Source organism: Paenibacillus rhizolycopersici (genome assembly GCF_014947195.2).
In the GTDB taxonomy this organism is placed as follows: Bacteria; Bacillota; Bacilli; order Paenibacillales; family Paenibacillaceae; genus Fontibacillus; species Fontibacillus rhizolycopersici.
Window position 1 is genome coordinate 1 of record NZ_JADCNN020000006.1, and the last position, 14,415, is coordinate 14,415.

Here is a 14,415-nt window from a genome sequence, read left to right on the forward strand (position 1 = left end):
CGCATAGCGGGTGGTTTTTTGTTTCGCACGCTTCGCGAGCTCAACTGGCTAAAGCCATAACAAAAAAGAGACGCCGGGCGCGTCTCTTCCTTACCTACTTGCGGCGGTTCTTCGCGAACCGGGTATACACGATCAAGGCGGCAAGCATCATCGCCACAAACCCGATGTTCCCCGCGGCTTCAGGCGTCATTCCAAACAAGATGCAAAGGTTGGTGACCAAGCCATTTGTCAGCAGCGCGATTAAAATCAAAAATATCGGACGCCACAAGTTGTATCCTCTCATATAGCGACACTCCCGCCTCTTATTTATCGAATCTATGATTTCATGTTAGAAGCATTTTAACATAAGTAGAGAGCGTTTGCATTTTTGCAGGGAGGTTCCGGGGTCAACCGAGTCGAAAATATAAAGGAATCTACCGGTTACCCCACAAAAACGCAACCGCGAACAGGTCAAAACCTCCCTTCCGGGATTAAGATGAGGTTGTTATGAGAACCAATACCAAGATCGACTGGCACCGAAAAGTTGAAGATGCGATTATACGCATCCTGGGTGCGCTAGATGAACCGCTGAATTTCCGGCAAATCTCCAGCGAGCTCCATTCGTCCCCGTATCATTTCCACCGGAAGTTTCGAGAGCTGACCGGGGAGAACGTGCACGAATGCCTCAAACGGCTGCGTATGGAAAAGGCGATGCACCTCCTGCGGAACACTGACAGGGGAGTGCTGGAGATCGCGCTGGATTCCGGATACGAAACGCCGGAGGCGTTCACCAAGGCGTTCAAGCGCATCTACGGGCTGACCCCGACCGATGCCCGGAAGCTGCCGGGGTGGGAAGGCGCTGTGTTTTCCTCCGTTGGTCTGCACTACAACGAAAGCCAGCCATCCCATTGGTTCTACCTCAATCCCGAAGGAGTGAATCGAATGGATACGAAAATCGTCGCTTTTGACGCCAAACGAATTGTGGGTGTGGAGAACGTAGGAGATTACTGGGGATTGCCCAAAGCCTGGGAGAAGCTCCACACCATCCTGAAAGAGCATCAACAGTACCCGCAAGCCCAAGAATGGATGTCGGTATTTCCTGACCATGCGGACCATATCCCGATGCCGGAGAAACGGTCTTATGCCGCCATCGCCGTTGACGCGGACTTTCAGAATGAAGCCGGCTATGGGTTGATAGAATACGTGATACCTGCAGGCTTGTACGCCGTGACGGTCCATTTCGGCTCGTCCGAGGAAATCGGCCCGACCTGGGATCGCTGGATCCAGGAATGGCTCCCGGACAGCGGCTGGAGGGCCGATCCGACGCGGCCGAACTACGAGTGGTATCAGAACCAGTGCGTCCCGCCGGAACTGCAATTAACATTCTTGTGCACGCCGGTGGTGAAGATCGAAGGATAAGGCTGGAATCCCCCTTGGCTCTCTTTATGGGCAGAGGGGGATTTTTTCGCTTTATTTCCGAGCTTGGTGATTTTCCCTCCGGTAAATTTTGTCATAGACATTCCCGGCGTTCTGTTTTGTATAATCAAAAAGATTGCCATTTACACGGAAGGAGCAACGACATGTGGTTTTTATTCGCACTACTTACGTCTTTGGCGTGGGGGGGCGCAGATCTTTTCTATAAAAAAGGCAGCGACAGCCACGATCGATACAGTCATCTGAAAATCGTGGTGATGGTTGGGCTTGTGATGGGGATTCACGCTACGGCTTACCTGCTAATTAAGGGGCTTTCCTTTGATCCGATGGATATGATCCGATACTTGCCGGTCTCTGCGCTTTATATCCTATCGATGGCGATTGGTTATTTCGGGCTCCGGTATATCGAGCTTTCCATCGCTTCGCCGGTACAGAACTCGTCCGGGGCCGTGACGGCGATCCTGCTGTATCTGTTCTTTCCCCATGACCTCGGCTGGGTCGAAATTGCGGGGGTAACGATCATCACCCTCGGCGTAGTGGGGCTGGCGGTTCTGGAGAAGCAGGGCGAACGGGTCGCTCTCAAATCGGGAACAGAGCGTATCGATGCGAAATATCAAATCGGCGTAATGGCGATTACCTTTCCGCTGCTCTACTGTCTACTTGACGGATTAGGTACGTTTGCCGACGGGATTTATTTGGACGAGCTGAAGCTGATCGGGGAGGACGCCGCGCTGCTGGCTTACGAGTTCACCTTCTTCCTATGCGCTGCGGTCGTCTTTATCTATTTGGTCGCGGTCAAAAAACAACGGTTCAACTTCTGGGGAGAGCGCGTCAAAGGCGTTGCCGCGATCTTCGAGACGGCGGGCCAGTTCTTCTACGTATTCGCCATGGCTAGCAATGCCATCGTGGCCGCGCCGCTGATCGCTTCGTACAGCGTATTCTCGGTAATTTTGTCCCGCCTGTTCCTCAAGGAACGGCTCAGCCGGCTGCAATACGCCGTCGTTGTGCTTGTTCTGGCAGGGATTGCGCTGCTCGGCTTGGCGGACGAGCTGTAACGGACCGTAATGATCTTATCAGCCTATTTCCCGGGTATTTCCCAGCGTAACGGACTCCACGGGTCTTATACGGCCTGCGGAGCTGCATGTCACGGTGATTTTCTGGAAATAGCGTCCTCTCCGTCCGTTACGGTCACGATGCATCCGCTCGTCTCCCATTAGCGTCTCTGGTGTCCGTTAGACAAGTCCGGCTCATGACATATCCTCACGATGGACTACCCTAGGCTCACTCATGTTATACTGCTACTAATATGCCGAAAGCGAGGTACCCATCATGTGGAAAGAATTCAGAGCCTTTGCGCTCAAAGGAAATGTGCTTGATCTCGCCATCGGGGTGATTATCGGCGCAGCCTTCGGAGGGATTGTGACCTCTTTGGTCAACGATATCCTGATGCCCGTCGTCGGTTTGTTGGTTGGCGGCATCGATCTGAAAGAGATGCAGTTTCAATATGGCGACACCATACTGAAATATGGTGCGTTTCTGCAAACCGTCATCGACTTCTTTATCGTCTCCTTCTCCATCTTCCTGTTCGTCAAGGGAATTAACAAACTGAAACGCAAAGAGAAAGAGGAGCCGAAGTCTGAAGCCCCACCCGCCCCTTCCAAAGAGGAAGAGCTGCTGGCCGAAATCCGCGATTTGCTGAAGCAAAGAGCATTGGAGGAGAAGTAACTCCAACCGAAGCATCAAAGCCCGAGCCGCAACTGAAGCGTTGCGGCTCGGGCTTTCTTCGAATGACGGATTCTTGCAACTTGGCTAACGGATGGTTATCGCGTCAGCTTTGGCCGGCGCTGCTTCCAGCGGCGGAGGCAAAACCTCTTGCCTTGACGACCCTGCCCAAAACGCCGCGATGAAGCCGATCGCGGCTGCGCCTGCCATGAGCCAGAAACCATATTGCACGGCATCCCCCAGCATTTGACGCATCAACTCCAGTTGCTCCGCCGGTAAACCGGCATGGGAGTTCAATGCGGCCAACGGGTCGGTGACGACCCCCAGCTCGCCAGCCACTCCCGACAAATCCCCCGAGTGGCGCTCCAACAGGACGGACAGCCTCGCGTTGATTAGAGAGGTTAGTACCGCTGTGCCGAAAACGCCGCCGATGGAGCGAAAGAAACTAACGGACGAAGTCGCGGCTCCTCTAACCGAATCGTCTACCCCCATGCTGACCGCGGTTTGCCCCACCATCATCATCATGCCGATGCCGAGGCCGATGAGCATCATCACCAGGCATAAGACGACATAGCTCACGTTAACCGGGAGGAAAATCATCATCAGGAATCCTGTACCTGACAACAACATTGACAAAGCGATATTAAAGCGCCAAGTGAAGCGTTGAATGAGCGCTCCGCACAAAGTTGCACCAAACATGACGCATAACATGAGCGGGGTTAATGCGCCGCCCGTCCCGGTCACGCCGCCGCCTAGACTGCCCTGCACGAATAACGGGATATACACCAGCGCCCCGTACATCATGATTCCCTGCATTAGGGTCGCGACATAGGTGCTCGCCATCACTCGGTTTCGGAACAAGCGAAAAGGAATAACCGGCTCCTTCTCTCGTAATTGACTAAGGACGAACCACGCCGTGGCGATTCCTCCGACGATTAGCAAGCCGAGGATTGGCAGGGAGCTCCAAGCATATTGTACGCCGCCCGTCTTCAAGGCGAGCAGCAACGATAGAGTACCCAGAATCAGCAAACCGGGACCGACATAACCGATCGATGCGTCCGGCTTCGGCATTGCCGCGTTTCGAGGGAGCAGCTTCAATATAATCACGAAGATGACCAGTCCCAGCGGCAGATTGATGTAGAATATATATCTCCAGCTCAACAGCGACGTAATCAGCGCGCCGACCGTCGGCCCGATCACCGAGGAGAGGGCGAACACGCTCATGTATAGAGTCTGGTATACACTGTTGCCGTTTCGCGGCATCAGGCTGAAGACCACCGTGAAGGTGATCGGCATCAGAAGCCCTGCACCGATTCCTTTAATGCCGCGGAAAATGATGAGCTGCAGCATCGACTGGGCCGACCCGCAAAGCACGGACCCGATCACGAATATCGTCAACCCCAACACCAGGAACACCTTTCGTCCGTATAGGTCGGATAGTTTGCCGGCGATGGGAGTCATCGCAGTCGAAGTCAGCATGTATATCGTAAATACCCAGGACATCTGAGTAAATCCTTCCAATTGAGTCACAATCGTCGGCAATGCGGTAGAAACGATCGTTTGATCCAATTGCGTTAAAAGTATGCTTAACAGGAGTCCGGCAAACAGCCAATGAAACCGCCTGGCCGTAAGCCCCCCAAATCTGCTTTCCATTCCACCATCACCCGCTTCATTACGCTAGGTACGTCAAATGCCGGCCATTTTCGCGCAGCGGTTCAGATAACCGTGCACGGTATGTTCCGAAATTCGCGATACCGCAAAACCTCCATAACGATTGATCTGTTCCTCCAGCACTCGCTGCACGGCATCGGATGCCGCCCCTTCCCTCTTCGTCCAGATCCCCACGAACCGGTCGGCAATGGCCCCGGAGTTGGTCTCCCAATAGCGCAGCAAATGTACGATATCTTCCGATAACTCGCCGTATTTGCTGGAAACCGCCACAAAGAGAAAATCCTCGCTCCCATCCCGGTCCCGCCATCCCTCCAAGCTGCGGATAACGTTTACGGTACAACCGTTCCATCCCTGCATCGCCTCAAGGATGGCGGAAAGCTCTCCATCCTGTTCCGCCTCGCCGGCGGCTGGATCGAAGAATACGCAAATATTGCGGCCCTTCCCGTCGGAGGCGTCATTTTCCTCCTTGACCGGATTGTGCATCAGCAGGCCGTGCTGCGCGATTCCGATCATTTGATCGGCAATGACTTCCTGCAGTTCTTCCTTCGTACCCGTATATCCCGTAATCATCGCAAGGGAATCCGTATCACGATAATAGAATTGATTCATCATCCCCCAGAGACAAAACAGAACGACCTGAACGTTAACGTGCGGATTGAGGATACCGGCCCGCTTCCACTCCTTGAACATTTCGTTCTTGTCGAAGAAGTCCTGAAACCACTTGGAGGAAGCATACCGGTCGAACAGTTTTCCACCCTCCAGGGATTCTTTATGAAAGATTTTATACAAATTTGGAATTTTGCATTTAATGTCAAAATGCGCCTTGATATATTGTTTCAAGACAAGTTCCGGATGAACGTTCTCCCACGATTGTCCTTCAACATAGCTTTCCCATTGGCTAAACAGGCGCATCAACACAGCCTGGTACAACTTCTCTTTGGTGTCGAAATAGTAGTGTACGAGTGCCTGGTTGACTCCGGCCTTCGCGGCGATATCGCTGATGCGCGTTGCGGAGTAACTGCTGTTTGCAAACAGCTCCTCCGCACAGTTTAGAATCCGTTCCTGCACGTTGGTCTTCTGCTCATCCGATTTCGTCATTTGAGACATATCATGTCCACCTTTCTAACTTGGAAGAATATTCGAGTTGGAGCTACTGGGCGCTTCCGTCAAGAATACTCCTCCGAAGAAAGCTTACAGCAGGGATTTCATGACAGGCTCAGTACTCCTTATCCATTCCTCGATCGCATTGCGGCCGCGATCCCCCTCGGTATCGAGGACATACAGTCCTCGCCCCGGACAAATCGCTCCCAATTCCGCAAGTAAAGGCTTCAAGTGAAGCTCGACCGCCAATTGATGCTGATACCCCGCCCCGACCATCAGCGGATAAGCCAGTTTCCCCGACAGGGCGTTCATCGGGAGCAAGTCCATGAATAGTTTAAGCAGTCCGGTGTAGGTCGCTTTGTACGTAGGGCTTGCCACTACAAGATAAGTGGACGCTTCCACTCGGGCTTGCAGCGATTGGATTGTCTCCTGATCCCATTGTACTAGAGCAGATGCATATTCCGCCAAATCGATGACTTCATGCGTCACCTCTGTGGAAATATGCCGCTTAAGTATATCACGAAGCAGCTCGGCCGTTTGTTCGGCGAAAGCAAAGGTTTTCGAGCGGGGCTTCGGATTGCCTACAATCGTCGTGATTTGCATGGTTACGCACCCGCCTTATCCAATGCCGCATATTTCCCGCGATAAAATAGCAGCGGTTCCGCCGCCCCTCCCGGGGTATGGATATGGAGTCCCCGGCCCAGCAGGACCAAATGATCCCCGCCTTCCAGCACGTCCTCGACAACGCATTCCACGCTCGTCAAGCAGCCTTCCAGCACCGGTAGGCCGGTCTCCCCGGCATGATAGGCAATCCCCAAAAACTTCTCGTTACCGCCTTTCTTGGCGAATTGCCGGGAAATCGATTCCTGGGATTTCTCCAGGATATTCACGCAATACTTCCCCGTTGCCGCCAACTCCGTTAGTGTGGCGCTATGGCGGTCAACGCAGATCAACACCATCGGTGGGTCAAGTGACAAGGAAGTAAAAGCGTTTGCCGTCATGCCCAGCGGATTCCCCTCTTGGTCCAACGTCGTGATGACCGTGACCCCCGTGGCAAATTGCCCCATCGTATTTCTCCAAACCATCGGATCCATTTTCGCTTCCTCCGTTCGCCGGGCCGCTTTAACTCGGCCCGTTACATATTTTCCATGCGGTAAAGGCATAAATCGCCGCAGCGTCCACCATATCGTCAAGCGTCGGTCTAAATCGAGCAGGACCGAAGGTGGCCGACGGGATACCGTACATGTTGAACACATTATGGTCCCGCCACATACTGGAGTAGGCTGGATGCGCAATCGGTAACCGGCCACGGCCGGCGGCTTGGCTCCCCGCCTCGATGGCTTCGGCCAATGGGGCAATCTCCTCATCATTCGCCTCGTACCCTTGCCGATACACAAGGGGCAGAACTTGGCCCAGCAGGTTAGCCTCATGAAGGAGTCGTTCGAGCCCTCGCTGAATCGGCCCGATCGATTGCTTTGCCGTGAGATTGACTTCGATATAGATTGAACAAACCTCGCTGCCAGCCCCCATAATATGAGGGTCGCCGCCACGGATCGCGGAGATTTGCGCTTTCGGGACCGAGGTCCCTCCGTTCGCGCTGTAGGTGTTCTCCTTCTCGTAAGCCATCGCCCACTCCTGGATTTTACCGATCAGCACCGCCGCCTTCACCAGCGGATTCGGATGCCTTACCAGCTCCGAAGAATGCTCCAATAGCGGCGTAAACACTTCTTCGCCGTATAGATCAATCCGGTAGAGCGCATGACCACAAGACATCCAAGTCATGCCGAAGTCGGTACCTTCCGCCGCAATCGCGTAATCTGGGGCAACGCCGCCATGAGACAACAAATACTGGGCCCCGATCTCTTTCCCCAGAAACTCGCTACCGCGGAATTCCTCCACCTGCTCGGGACCGATCTCCCCTGGACAAGCCGTAACGTACAAGCGTCCTTTGAGAGAGAGCCCTGCTTTTTTCAACGCTTTGGCAGCCATTAGCGTGCAGGTCATCGGCCCGCGATCGTTCTCGACCGGCCTGCCCGAGAACACGCCGTCTTCGAACTTTGCCTCCAGCCATTCCGGGCGTTCCACAGTTTCCGGCCGGTAACGCCACTGATCGCGTTCGTTATATTGCGGGGCTTCCGTATCCAAATGACTGGTGAGCAACAGGTTTTTGCCTTCTCCCGGCGCCGCTCCGCCGAAAGTCCCAATCACGTTAAAGCGATTCTCGACCATCCCCGCTTTACGCGGATTGAAACCTTCCTCCTTTAACCAGTTGTATACATAATCTCCCGCTTCCTTCTCATAACCCGCAAGGCTGCGGATATTGCCAAGCTCCAGCAGGAGCCGGGTTAGTTCTTCTCCGTCGATGTGGCTGCGGATGAGCTGCATAACCTCACGATCGCGGTCTGTCAATGTTTGCCCTTTCAATAGGCTCATTCTACCTACGCCCCCTTCCAATCGGAGAGAACCTGCTCCGCGGAAAGCACGGTTGCGAAATTCATCCCCAGAATTCGGATGGACATGTCATGCATGTTCTGATCATACGCCGCGCAGGCGTCCTCAACGACGAAGATCCCATAGTCTTTCATGAATCCGTCCCGAATCGTGGAGTCCACGCAGCATTCGGTCGTGACGCCTGTAACCACCAGTTTGTGAACGTCCAGCTGCTGCAGCAGCAACTCTAGGCGAGTGCCCACAAACGCGCTGTAACGCTGTTTCTCGACCGCATAATCCCCGGGGCCGGGAGCGATCCGGTAATCCTCGCTGCCTGGGGTCCCCCGCCGGCAAACCGCAACCGCTTCTTCCGGATCGAACCCCTGCAGCGCATACCAGGCTTTCATGGCCCGGGAATCGGTCTCCGCATCCGTGACCAGACGGATGAAGATGACCGGAACCCGATGATCATGCGCCCCCTGAATGAGTTCCTCGATGCGATCGACGGCAGGATCGACCGCTGACAAATCGGCGCCGAAGTCCGCCATTTTTCCGTCCGTCCCGCAGAAATCCCGCTGCACGTCCACAATCAACAAAGCCGCATGATCATTCAGCCCCATCCCCATTGCGCATCCATCCTTTCTAAAGCCTTGCCTATTTGACGGCGAGGGTTCCTCTCAGTCTCGGCAGCACCTCTTTGCCGAAGATCGTCAGGTCTTCCACGTAGTCGGGGAAGGTCAACATCATTCCGTCGATGTTCGTTGTCTCGATGATTTCCTGGATTCTGCCTTGGATCGTGTCCACGCTGCCCGCGATCGTCTCCGTCATGAAGGCGCTCTTGGCACGGTGCACCATCGAATTCTCCCGACCGTCGGGCTCAAGACCATAGCTGCGGAGCATGCCTTTGATCGCGCCGAAGTCCGCCCCTTCCTGGTACATTTTGATCCGCTCCTCCGCGTGCTCGTCCGTATCCCCGGGCACTATGGTAAACATCGCGTAGGTTTTGATCGTCTTGTTGCGCTCGGCCGCCATCTCCTTAGCGCGTTTGCTTACTGCGGCGAGTTCTTCCAAATCCCGGCCGCCGATAAAGCAAGCATCCCCTTCGTCAATCGTAAAGCCCATGCCTTTCTCCGATTGGCCGGCACAAATGATTTCCGGTCTCGGCGTTTGCAGCGGCTTTGGCAAAGACTCGCATTCTTCCAGGTGGAAGTATTGTCCCTGATGGGTGACCTTCTCCTCGCTCCACAGCCTCTTCACGACCTGCATCCATTCCTTCGCCAAATCGTAGCGCTGATCGTGGCTCAGCTCCTCCGGCCACATGCCCATTTGCTGAAATTCCCCGGCGAAAGAACCGGAAACGACGTTCATGCCAACCCGTCCGCCGCTGATTTGGTCCAATGTGGCAAACATTTTGGCGGCTACCGCTGGATTGAACAGGAGCGTATGCACCGTCGCATAGATTTTCACCCGGGTCGTCGCTTCCGACAGCCCGGCCATCATCGTCATCGATTCCAGGGACGTCCCCCAATGGTTTGTCGTACCGCCGTATCCTTTCCATTTCGCCATCGACATGATGAAATCCAAACCCAAATCCTCGGCGATGACCGCCGCTTTTCTATTGATGGCATAACTCCCGTCCAACCGCGGGGAGGTTTCGGAAATGATCCAGCCTCCGTTGGTCACCGGCAAAAATACCCCGAAATCCACTTTGTTGTAATCGATCGTCGTCATCGGTTCGTCACTCCTTGTATTTAATGAAATTCATAGGCTTATTCCGGCCAAATTAACATTTCACCGTCATAAATCGAATCGATATAGGCATTGTTCATCACTTGATCGACGGGGAGCTGCTCCTTGATGACGCCGGCTAAGGACAGCATCTCGATTTCGCGCGACCACTGCTCTTCTGCCTGCCAGGCTACGCCGTGGCCTGGGATACGGGATTGCCTTACCAGATTGCTCTCGACCGACCAACGGTTCGTCTCCGTCGGCAGGTCGTATACGGAATCGGACTTGGATGCCATCACCTTTAAGGCTTCCTCGCCATGCGACACCGCATAGTCGTGCGCCCGGGATACAGCTCTCAGGAAATCTTCCACCGCTGTAGGGTGTGCCTCGGCGAACTTGTTGTTCACCGTCAAGACGCCAAAGGAGGTTTCCGCTCCGAACTGGCCGGGATCGATAATCGAAACCTCAACACCCATTTGCTGCATCAAATAAGGCTCGTTCGACTTGTATACCGTTAATGCGTCCACTTGGCCAGAACTCAACACCGTTGGATCGTATCCTACGGAAACCCCTTTGACTTCCGCCGGGTCCACCCCCGAATTCTTGAACATCGCGACGACGTTCGCCGGCATGGCTCCGTGGTAGCCAAGCATTTTGCCAACCAGGTCCTTGGGCTCCTTCAGGCCGGAATCACTCATGACCATAATGGCGCTAGTGCCCGTGGAGCCGAACGTAGCGATCCCCTTGATGTCCGCGCCGTTCGAGACGGATTGGATCACGAGGCTCGGCGTGCCCGCGCTGGCAATTTGCGCCTGACCTGCCGCCAGGAACTTCATGCCCTCCGAATCGAGCCCGGGCATGATCTTTACGTTAAGCCCCAACTCCTTGAAATAACCCAGCTCCTGGGCCATCACAACCTCGATATCCGGCGGAGATGCCGCGTAATAATAACCTGTGATGTACGTAATTTCTCCGGCCTCTTCATTGAGCTTCTTTCTCGCTTCCCAATCGACAGGTCCGTCCTCCGCAGAGCCGTTCGCCGATTCAACCGAGTTGGACGGTTCTCCGGCTCCATGATCCGCAGCGGCATTCGCCGCAGGAGTTGGCGCCTTGCCTGAACTACCGCAGGCCGACAACATCATGGCAGTCAACATCATTAGTACCAATAACAACGGTATTTTTTTGCTTTTCTCCATCTCCATGCTCCTCCATCTCCCTATCCAATATCTCTCATCTATGCGGTCAGCCCGTGGCTGGTCCGGCCTCATTCAATTAGTCTCGGTCGCCGCCCATCGCGTGCCAGAACAACACCTTCCGTTCGATAAACCGCACGACGTTCGTCAACAGAATTCCCATGATCGCCAGCATGAAGATTGCCGAAAACATTCGCTCGGTCTGCAAATAGTTGCTGGACATCATGATGACGTTGCCGAGACCTTCCGTCGATCCACTCCATTCCCCTACTACAGCCCCCATTACACTAAGGCTGACGCAGGTTCTCGCTGCCGAGAACAGATACGGCAAGCTATTCGGCAAACGCAGCTTGAAGAATATTTCCCATTTACTCGCATGAAGAGATTGAATGTATTCCAAGTGATTTCCATCAATCGAGCGAAATCCCGTGATCGAATTAATCAACATCGGGAAAAACGTGATAATCGCAGCGATGAGTATTTTCGGCAGCGCATCGAAACCGAACCAGAGGATAAACAAAGGGGCAATGGCTATAATCGGCGTGACGTTGGCAAGAACCGCGATCGGCAGCAGGGTTCGCTCCAGCAAAGGGGAATGGGCCATAAATATCCCGGCAACAATCGCGACCGCCATACCTAGGAAGAATCCTGCCAAAGCTTCGAATAACGTCACCCCGGCGTGAGGCAAATAAAATCCAATGGAAGTTGCAAACTCATATAACACCGATGACGGGGCCGGCAAGGTGACCGGCTGAATCTTGAACAGGCGCACCGCAAGTTCCCAAGCCAGAAACAAGGCAACGAACGCGGCAAGGGGCGGTAAGTATGGTGAGGAAACCACCCGGGACTTTACTCTGCTTAGGACGGACGCCTCTTTCTGTTTCCCCGGCTTCGAAGCGACCCTGATTACGCCTTCTCTAGCAGCACTTCTCATGACAGAACCACTTCCTTTCTAGATCTATCAATTCGACTTCCATTCATCCCGCAAGTAACCCCGGATCTCGGCAACATACCGATGGAACTCTTCTGTGTCCTCAACCGGGCCACGTCTCGGCCTTGGCAAGCCAATGTCGATTACCGCCGCTATACGCCCCGGTCTAGCCGACATCACCACCACCTTGTCGGACAATAAAACGGCTTCCCTCAAGCTGTGCGTCACAAACAGCACCGTTTTCTGATGCGATTCCCAGATGTCTAGCAATTGATAGCTAATTTTCTCCCGAGTGATCTCATCCAAAGCAGAAAAAGGTTCATCCATGAGAAGAATAGGCGCTCCGGAGCCGAACGCCCTGGCGATTCCTACCCTTTGCTGCATGCCCCCGGACAATTCCTTCGCGTAGGCATTCACGAAATCGCCAAGCCCGACGGATTTCAGCAATTCTACAGGATCTTCCCGTTCTACCACCTTAACGGCGGCGGTTCCCCTTACGTTCACCTCAAACGGAAGATTCATGTTCTCCAAGACGGTTCGCCAAGGAAACAAAGCCGGAGATTGAGGAACGAAACCGAATTGCTTCCGGCTCTGCGCGTCGAGCGGGCTCAGCCCCCCGATCGTAACCTCGCCCCGATCCACCTCGGCAAGTCCGCCTACGATGCGGAGCAGGGTTGACTTGCCGCATCCGCTTGGACCGATCAGACTGACGAACGTGCCTTGTTCCAACTCCAGATGAATGTCCCGCAGTGCTTCGGTCATATGACCCCGGCGCTTAAACCATTTACTGACATCGCTCACCTTGATGTAAGTCAATCCTCATCACCACACTATGCATTTAATTAGTTGATTAAAAATAATTAACTATCTATTTAATTTGTTATTCAAAATAGTAGCACCACCCAACTTTTATGTCAACTTATATTACAAAGAAAATTTATTTTTGGCATTTCATTTGAGAATAAAGTCAATATTCACGTTTTTATGTTAGGTATAATGACATGTATTTCGTTATTCAATCAAAATTCACTCCCGGATTCGGTTTTTCGTTATGTTAATTAACAAGTTAATCAACCCTGTTTCAACTGACTCTAAACAAAAACAAACACCGTTCTACCTTTTCGGTAGTGAACGGTGTTTGTTTTCCATCTGTCGAATACTCGCGAAGCTAGCAATGGTTAGAACAGAATCCCTTACGCCAGCTTCTGCCCGCAATTCGGGCAGAAATTCGCGCCATCGTTCTTGGCCCCGCAGTTCGGGCAGAAATTAGGGCGCTTGGAACCTGCTCCTGCGGCGGAAGGCGCCGAGGGTTGCGGCGGCTGACTCGTCCCTGGGTTCGGCGACTGCGGCTGCGAATGATCCTTCCCGTGGTCTGGTTCCGAATTCAGGTTCTTCATCATTTCCTTGGCCAGGTTCATGCCCATCATCATGCCCGCCATGTCCGAAGCGGCCCCGCCGCCTTGCACCTTGCCCGAGGCGAGACCGTCGGTCATGCTGACCTGCTGGTATTTCGGCAGATTGCCGATCATTTCATGCGACGCGGTCTTGGTGATCATATCCTGGATTTCCTTCGGATAGCTGAAGCTCATGACCTGGAATCCCGTAATCGCCAGACCGTCGTCCATCACCTGCATATCTAGATCTTCTTTAATGCCGCGTGCGATATCCACGGCGTTGGCCTGCAGATTAAACATGTCTTTGCCCTCTCGGCTAATCCACTTCATCAGCAATTGGTCGAGTACGGAGGTAATGCGAAGTCTGACGTCCTCCACCAAATAACTTTGCTTGACTCCCGCAACCTTATCAATTAACGTCACATAGTCATTGACCTTGAAATTAAACGTACCGTTCGCACGAATCGGCATCCCGCCGGGGAGCTGGGGCGTCGGAATTAACACCGGATTTTGCGTGCCCCACCGGACCGTAAACTCCTTCGTGTTCACGAACAACACCTCAACCCGCATGCCGCTGTTGAAACCGAACTTAAACCCTTTCAGCGTAGACAGGAACGGCACGATTTCCGAGGCAACGTTATATTCGCCTTCCTCCTTGAAAATCCCCTCGATTTTCCCGTTATTGATAAAGACGGCATCCTGCCCCGAGCGGATGATCAGCTTACTCCCTTTTTTGATCTCTCGGTTATTCCATTTCCAGAAAATCATGTCGTCCCGGAACTCTTCCCATTCCACGACATTGGCAAATTGGCTCTTGAAAAAACTCATAGGC

15 protein-coding genes are annotated in these 14,415 nt (G+C 53.5%); 3 read left to right on the forward strand and 12 right to left on the reverse strand.

Annotation, left to right across the window (positions count from 1 at the left end; translation table 11 throughout):
• Positions 1–94 precede the first annotated feature (94 nt).
• The gene (locus IM700_RS08290) at positions 95–283 is read right to left on the reverse strand and encodes a hypothetical protein (protein WP_155606867.1); all 189 of its coding nucleotides are present in this window, start codon (positions 281–283) and stop codon (positions 95–97) included.
• A gap of 203 nt (positions 284–486) precedes the next feature.
• On the opposite strand from IM700_RS08290, the gene IM700_RS08295 reads away from it, so the two are divergent.
• From IM700_RS08295 to mscL, 3 genes are all read left to right on the forward strand, one after another.
• Positions 487–1,398 (forward strand): AraC family transcriptional regulator, encoded by a 912-nt coding sequence (locus tag IM700_RS08295; RefSeq protein WP_193417159.1) that lies wholly within the window; start codon positions 487–489, stop codon positions 1,396–1,398.
• A 161-nt stretch (positions 1,399–1,559) separates the two neighbouring features.
• On the forward strand, positions 1,560–2,468 hold the full coding sequence (locus IM700_RS08300; protein ID WP_193417160.1) for an EamA family transporter: 909 nt from the start codon (positions 1,560–1,562) through the stop codon (positions 2,466–2,468).
• A gap of 274 nt (positions 2,469–2,742) precedes the next feature.
• Positions 2,743–3,138, forward strand: a complete 396-nt coding sequence (mscL, locus tag IM700_RS08305) for a large conductance mechanosensitive channel protein MscL (protein ID WP_193417161.1) — start codon at positions 2,743–2,745, stop codon at positions 3,136–3,138.
• Positions 3,139–3,222: 84 nt separating this feature from the next.
• Here the strand turns inward: mscL and IM700_RS08310 are convergent, their stop codons facing one another.
• The 11 genes from IM700_RS08310 to IM700_RS08360 all read right to left on the reverse strand — a co-directional run bounded on the left by IM700_RS08310 (position 3,223) and on the right by IM700_RS08360 (position 14,411).
• A complete protein-coding gene (locus IM700_RS08310) occupies positions 3,223–4,788 on the reverse strand; it encodes an MFS transporter (RefSeq protein WP_193417162.1) in 1,566 nt (521 codons plus the stop codon).
• A gap of 33 nt (positions 4,789–4,821) precedes the next feature.
• Positions 4,822–5,913, reverse strand: coding sequence for a TetR/AcrR family transcriptional regulator (locus tag IM700_RS08315; RefSeq protein WP_193417163.1), 1,092 nt, complete (start codon positions 5,911–5,913; stop codon positions 4,822–4,824).
• Positions 5,914–5,997: 84 nt separating this feature from the next.
• Positions 5,998–6,510, reverse strand: coding sequence for an NAD(P)H-dependent oxidoreductase (locus tag IM700_RS08320; RefSeq protein ID WP_193417164.1), 513 nt, complete (start codon positions 6,508–6,510; stop codon positions 5,998–6,000).
• 2 nt (positions 6,511–6,512) lie between these two features.
• The gene (locus IM700_RS08325; protein ID WP_193417165.1) at positions 6,513–7,001 is read right to left on the reverse strand and encodes a flavin reductase family protein; all 489 of its coding nucleotides are present in this window, start codon (positions 6,999–7,001) and stop codon (positions 6,513–6,515) included.
• A 28-nt stretch (positions 7,002–7,029) separates the two neighbouring features.
• Positions 7,030–8,340, reverse strand: a complete 1,311-nt coding sequence (locus IM700_RS08330; protein WP_204801132.1) for a zinc-binding metallopeptidase family protein — start codon at positions 8,338–8,340, stop codon at positions 7,030–7,032.
• 5 nt (positions 8,341–8,345) lie between these two features.
• Complete coding sequence (locus IM700_RS08335; protein WP_193417166.1) at positions 8,346–8,963, reverse strand: cysteine hydrolase family protein; 618 nt, start codon at positions 8,961–8,963, stop codon at positions 8,346–8,348.
• Positions 8,964–8,991: 28 nt separating this feature from the next.
• Positions 8,992–10,068: an LLM class flavin-dependent oxidoreductase gene (locus IM700_RS08340; protein WP_193417167.1), complete on the reverse strand. Its 1,077-nt coding sequence runs from the start codon at positions 10,066–10,068 to the stop codon at positions 8,992–8,994.
• Between the two features lie 38 nt (positions 10,069–10,106).
• Positions 10,107–11,261, reverse strand: a complete 1,155-nt coding sequence (locus IM700_RS08345; RefSeq protein ID WP_193417168.1) for an ABC transporter substrate-binding protein — start codon at positions 11,259–11,261, stop codon at positions 10,107–10,109.
• Positions 11,262–11,337: 76 nt separating this feature from the next.
• On the reverse strand, positions 11,338–12,192 hold the full coding sequence (locus IM700_RS08350) for an ABC transporter permease (protein WP_193417169.1): 855 nt from the start codon (positions 12,190–12,192) through the stop codon (positions 11,338–11,340).
• A 27-nt stretch (positions 12,193–12,219) separates the two neighbouring features.
• The gene (locus IM700_RS08355) at positions 12,220–13,005 is read right to left on the reverse strand and encodes an ABC transporter ATP-binding protein (RefSeq protein WP_193417170.1); all 786 of its coding nucleotides are present in this window, start codon (positions 13,003–13,005) and stop codon (positions 12,220–12,222) included.
• Positions 13,006–13,382: 377 nt separating this feature from the next.
• Positions 13,383–14,411 (reverse strand): SPFH domain-containing protein, encoded by a 1,029-nt coding sequence (locus tag IM700_RS08360; protein WP_193417171.1) that lies wholly within the window; start codon positions 14,409–14,411, stop codon positions 13,383–13,385.
• Positions 14,412–14,415: the final 4 nt, after the last annotated feature.

What these genes read in the sequence shown, in the direction of transcription:
- IM700_RS08335 (WP_193417166.1), bottom strand. Translation starts at nt 8,963, where the DNA reads ATGGGGATGGGGCTGAATGATCATGCGGCTTTGTTGATTGTGGACGTG.
- IM700_RS08325 (WP_193417165.1), bottom strand. Translation starts at nt 7,001, where the DNA reads ATGGATCCGATGGTTTGGAGAAATACGATGGGGCAATTTGCCACGGGG.
- IM700_RS08350 (WP_193417169.1), bottom strand. Translation starts at nt 12,192, where the DNA reads ATGAGAAGTGCTGCTAGAGAAGGCGTAATCAGGGTCGCTTCGAAGCCG.
- mscL (WP_193417161.1), top strand. Translation starts at nt 2,743, where the DNA reads ATGTGGAAAGAATTCAGAGCCTTTGCGCTCAAAGGAAATGTGCTTGAT.
- IM700_RS08330 (WP_204801132.1), bottom strand. Translation starts at nt 8,340, where the DNA reads ATGAGCCTATTGAAAGGGCAAACATTGACAGACCGCGATCGTGAGGTT.
- IM700_RS08360 (WP_193417171.1), bottom strand. Translation starts at nt 14,411, where the DNA reads ATGAGTTTTTTCAAGAGCCAATTTGCCAATGTCGTGGAATGGGAAGAG.
- IM700_RS08315 (WP_193417163.1), bottom strand. Translation starts at nt 5,913, where the DNA reads ATGTCTCAAATGACGAAATCGGATGAGCAGAAGACCAACGTGCAGGAA.
- IM700_RS08320 (WP_193417164.1), bottom strand. Translation starts at nt 6,510, where the DNA reads ATGCAAATCACGACGATTGTAGGCAATCCGAAGCCCCGCTCGAAAACC.
- IM700_RS08340 (WP_193417167.1), bottom strand. Translation starts at nt 10,068, where the DNA reads ATGACGACGATCGATTACAACAAAGTGGATTTCGGGGTATTTTTGCCG.
- IM700_RS08345 (WP_193417168.1), bottom strand. Translation starts at nt 11,261, where the DNA reads ATGGAGAAAAGCAAAAAAATACCGTTGTTATTGGTACTAATGATGTTG.
- IM700_RS08290 (WP_155606867.1), bottom strand. Translation starts at nt 283, where the DNA reads ATGAGAGGATACAACTTGTGGCGTCCGATATTTTTGATTTTAATCGCG.
- IM700_RS08300 (WP_193417160.1), top strand. Translation starts at nt 1,560, where the DNA reads ATGTGGTTTTTATTCGCACTACTTACGTCTTTGGCGTGGGGGGGCGCA.
- IM700_RS08310 (WP_193417162.1), bottom strand. Translation starts at nt 4,788, where the DNA reads ATGGAAAGCAGATTTGGGGGGCTTACGGCCAGGCGGTTTCATTGGCTG.
- IM700_RS08295 (WP_193417159.1), top strand. Translation starts at nt 487, where the DNA reads ATGAGAACCAATACCAAGATCGACTGGCACCGAAAAGTTGAAGATGCG.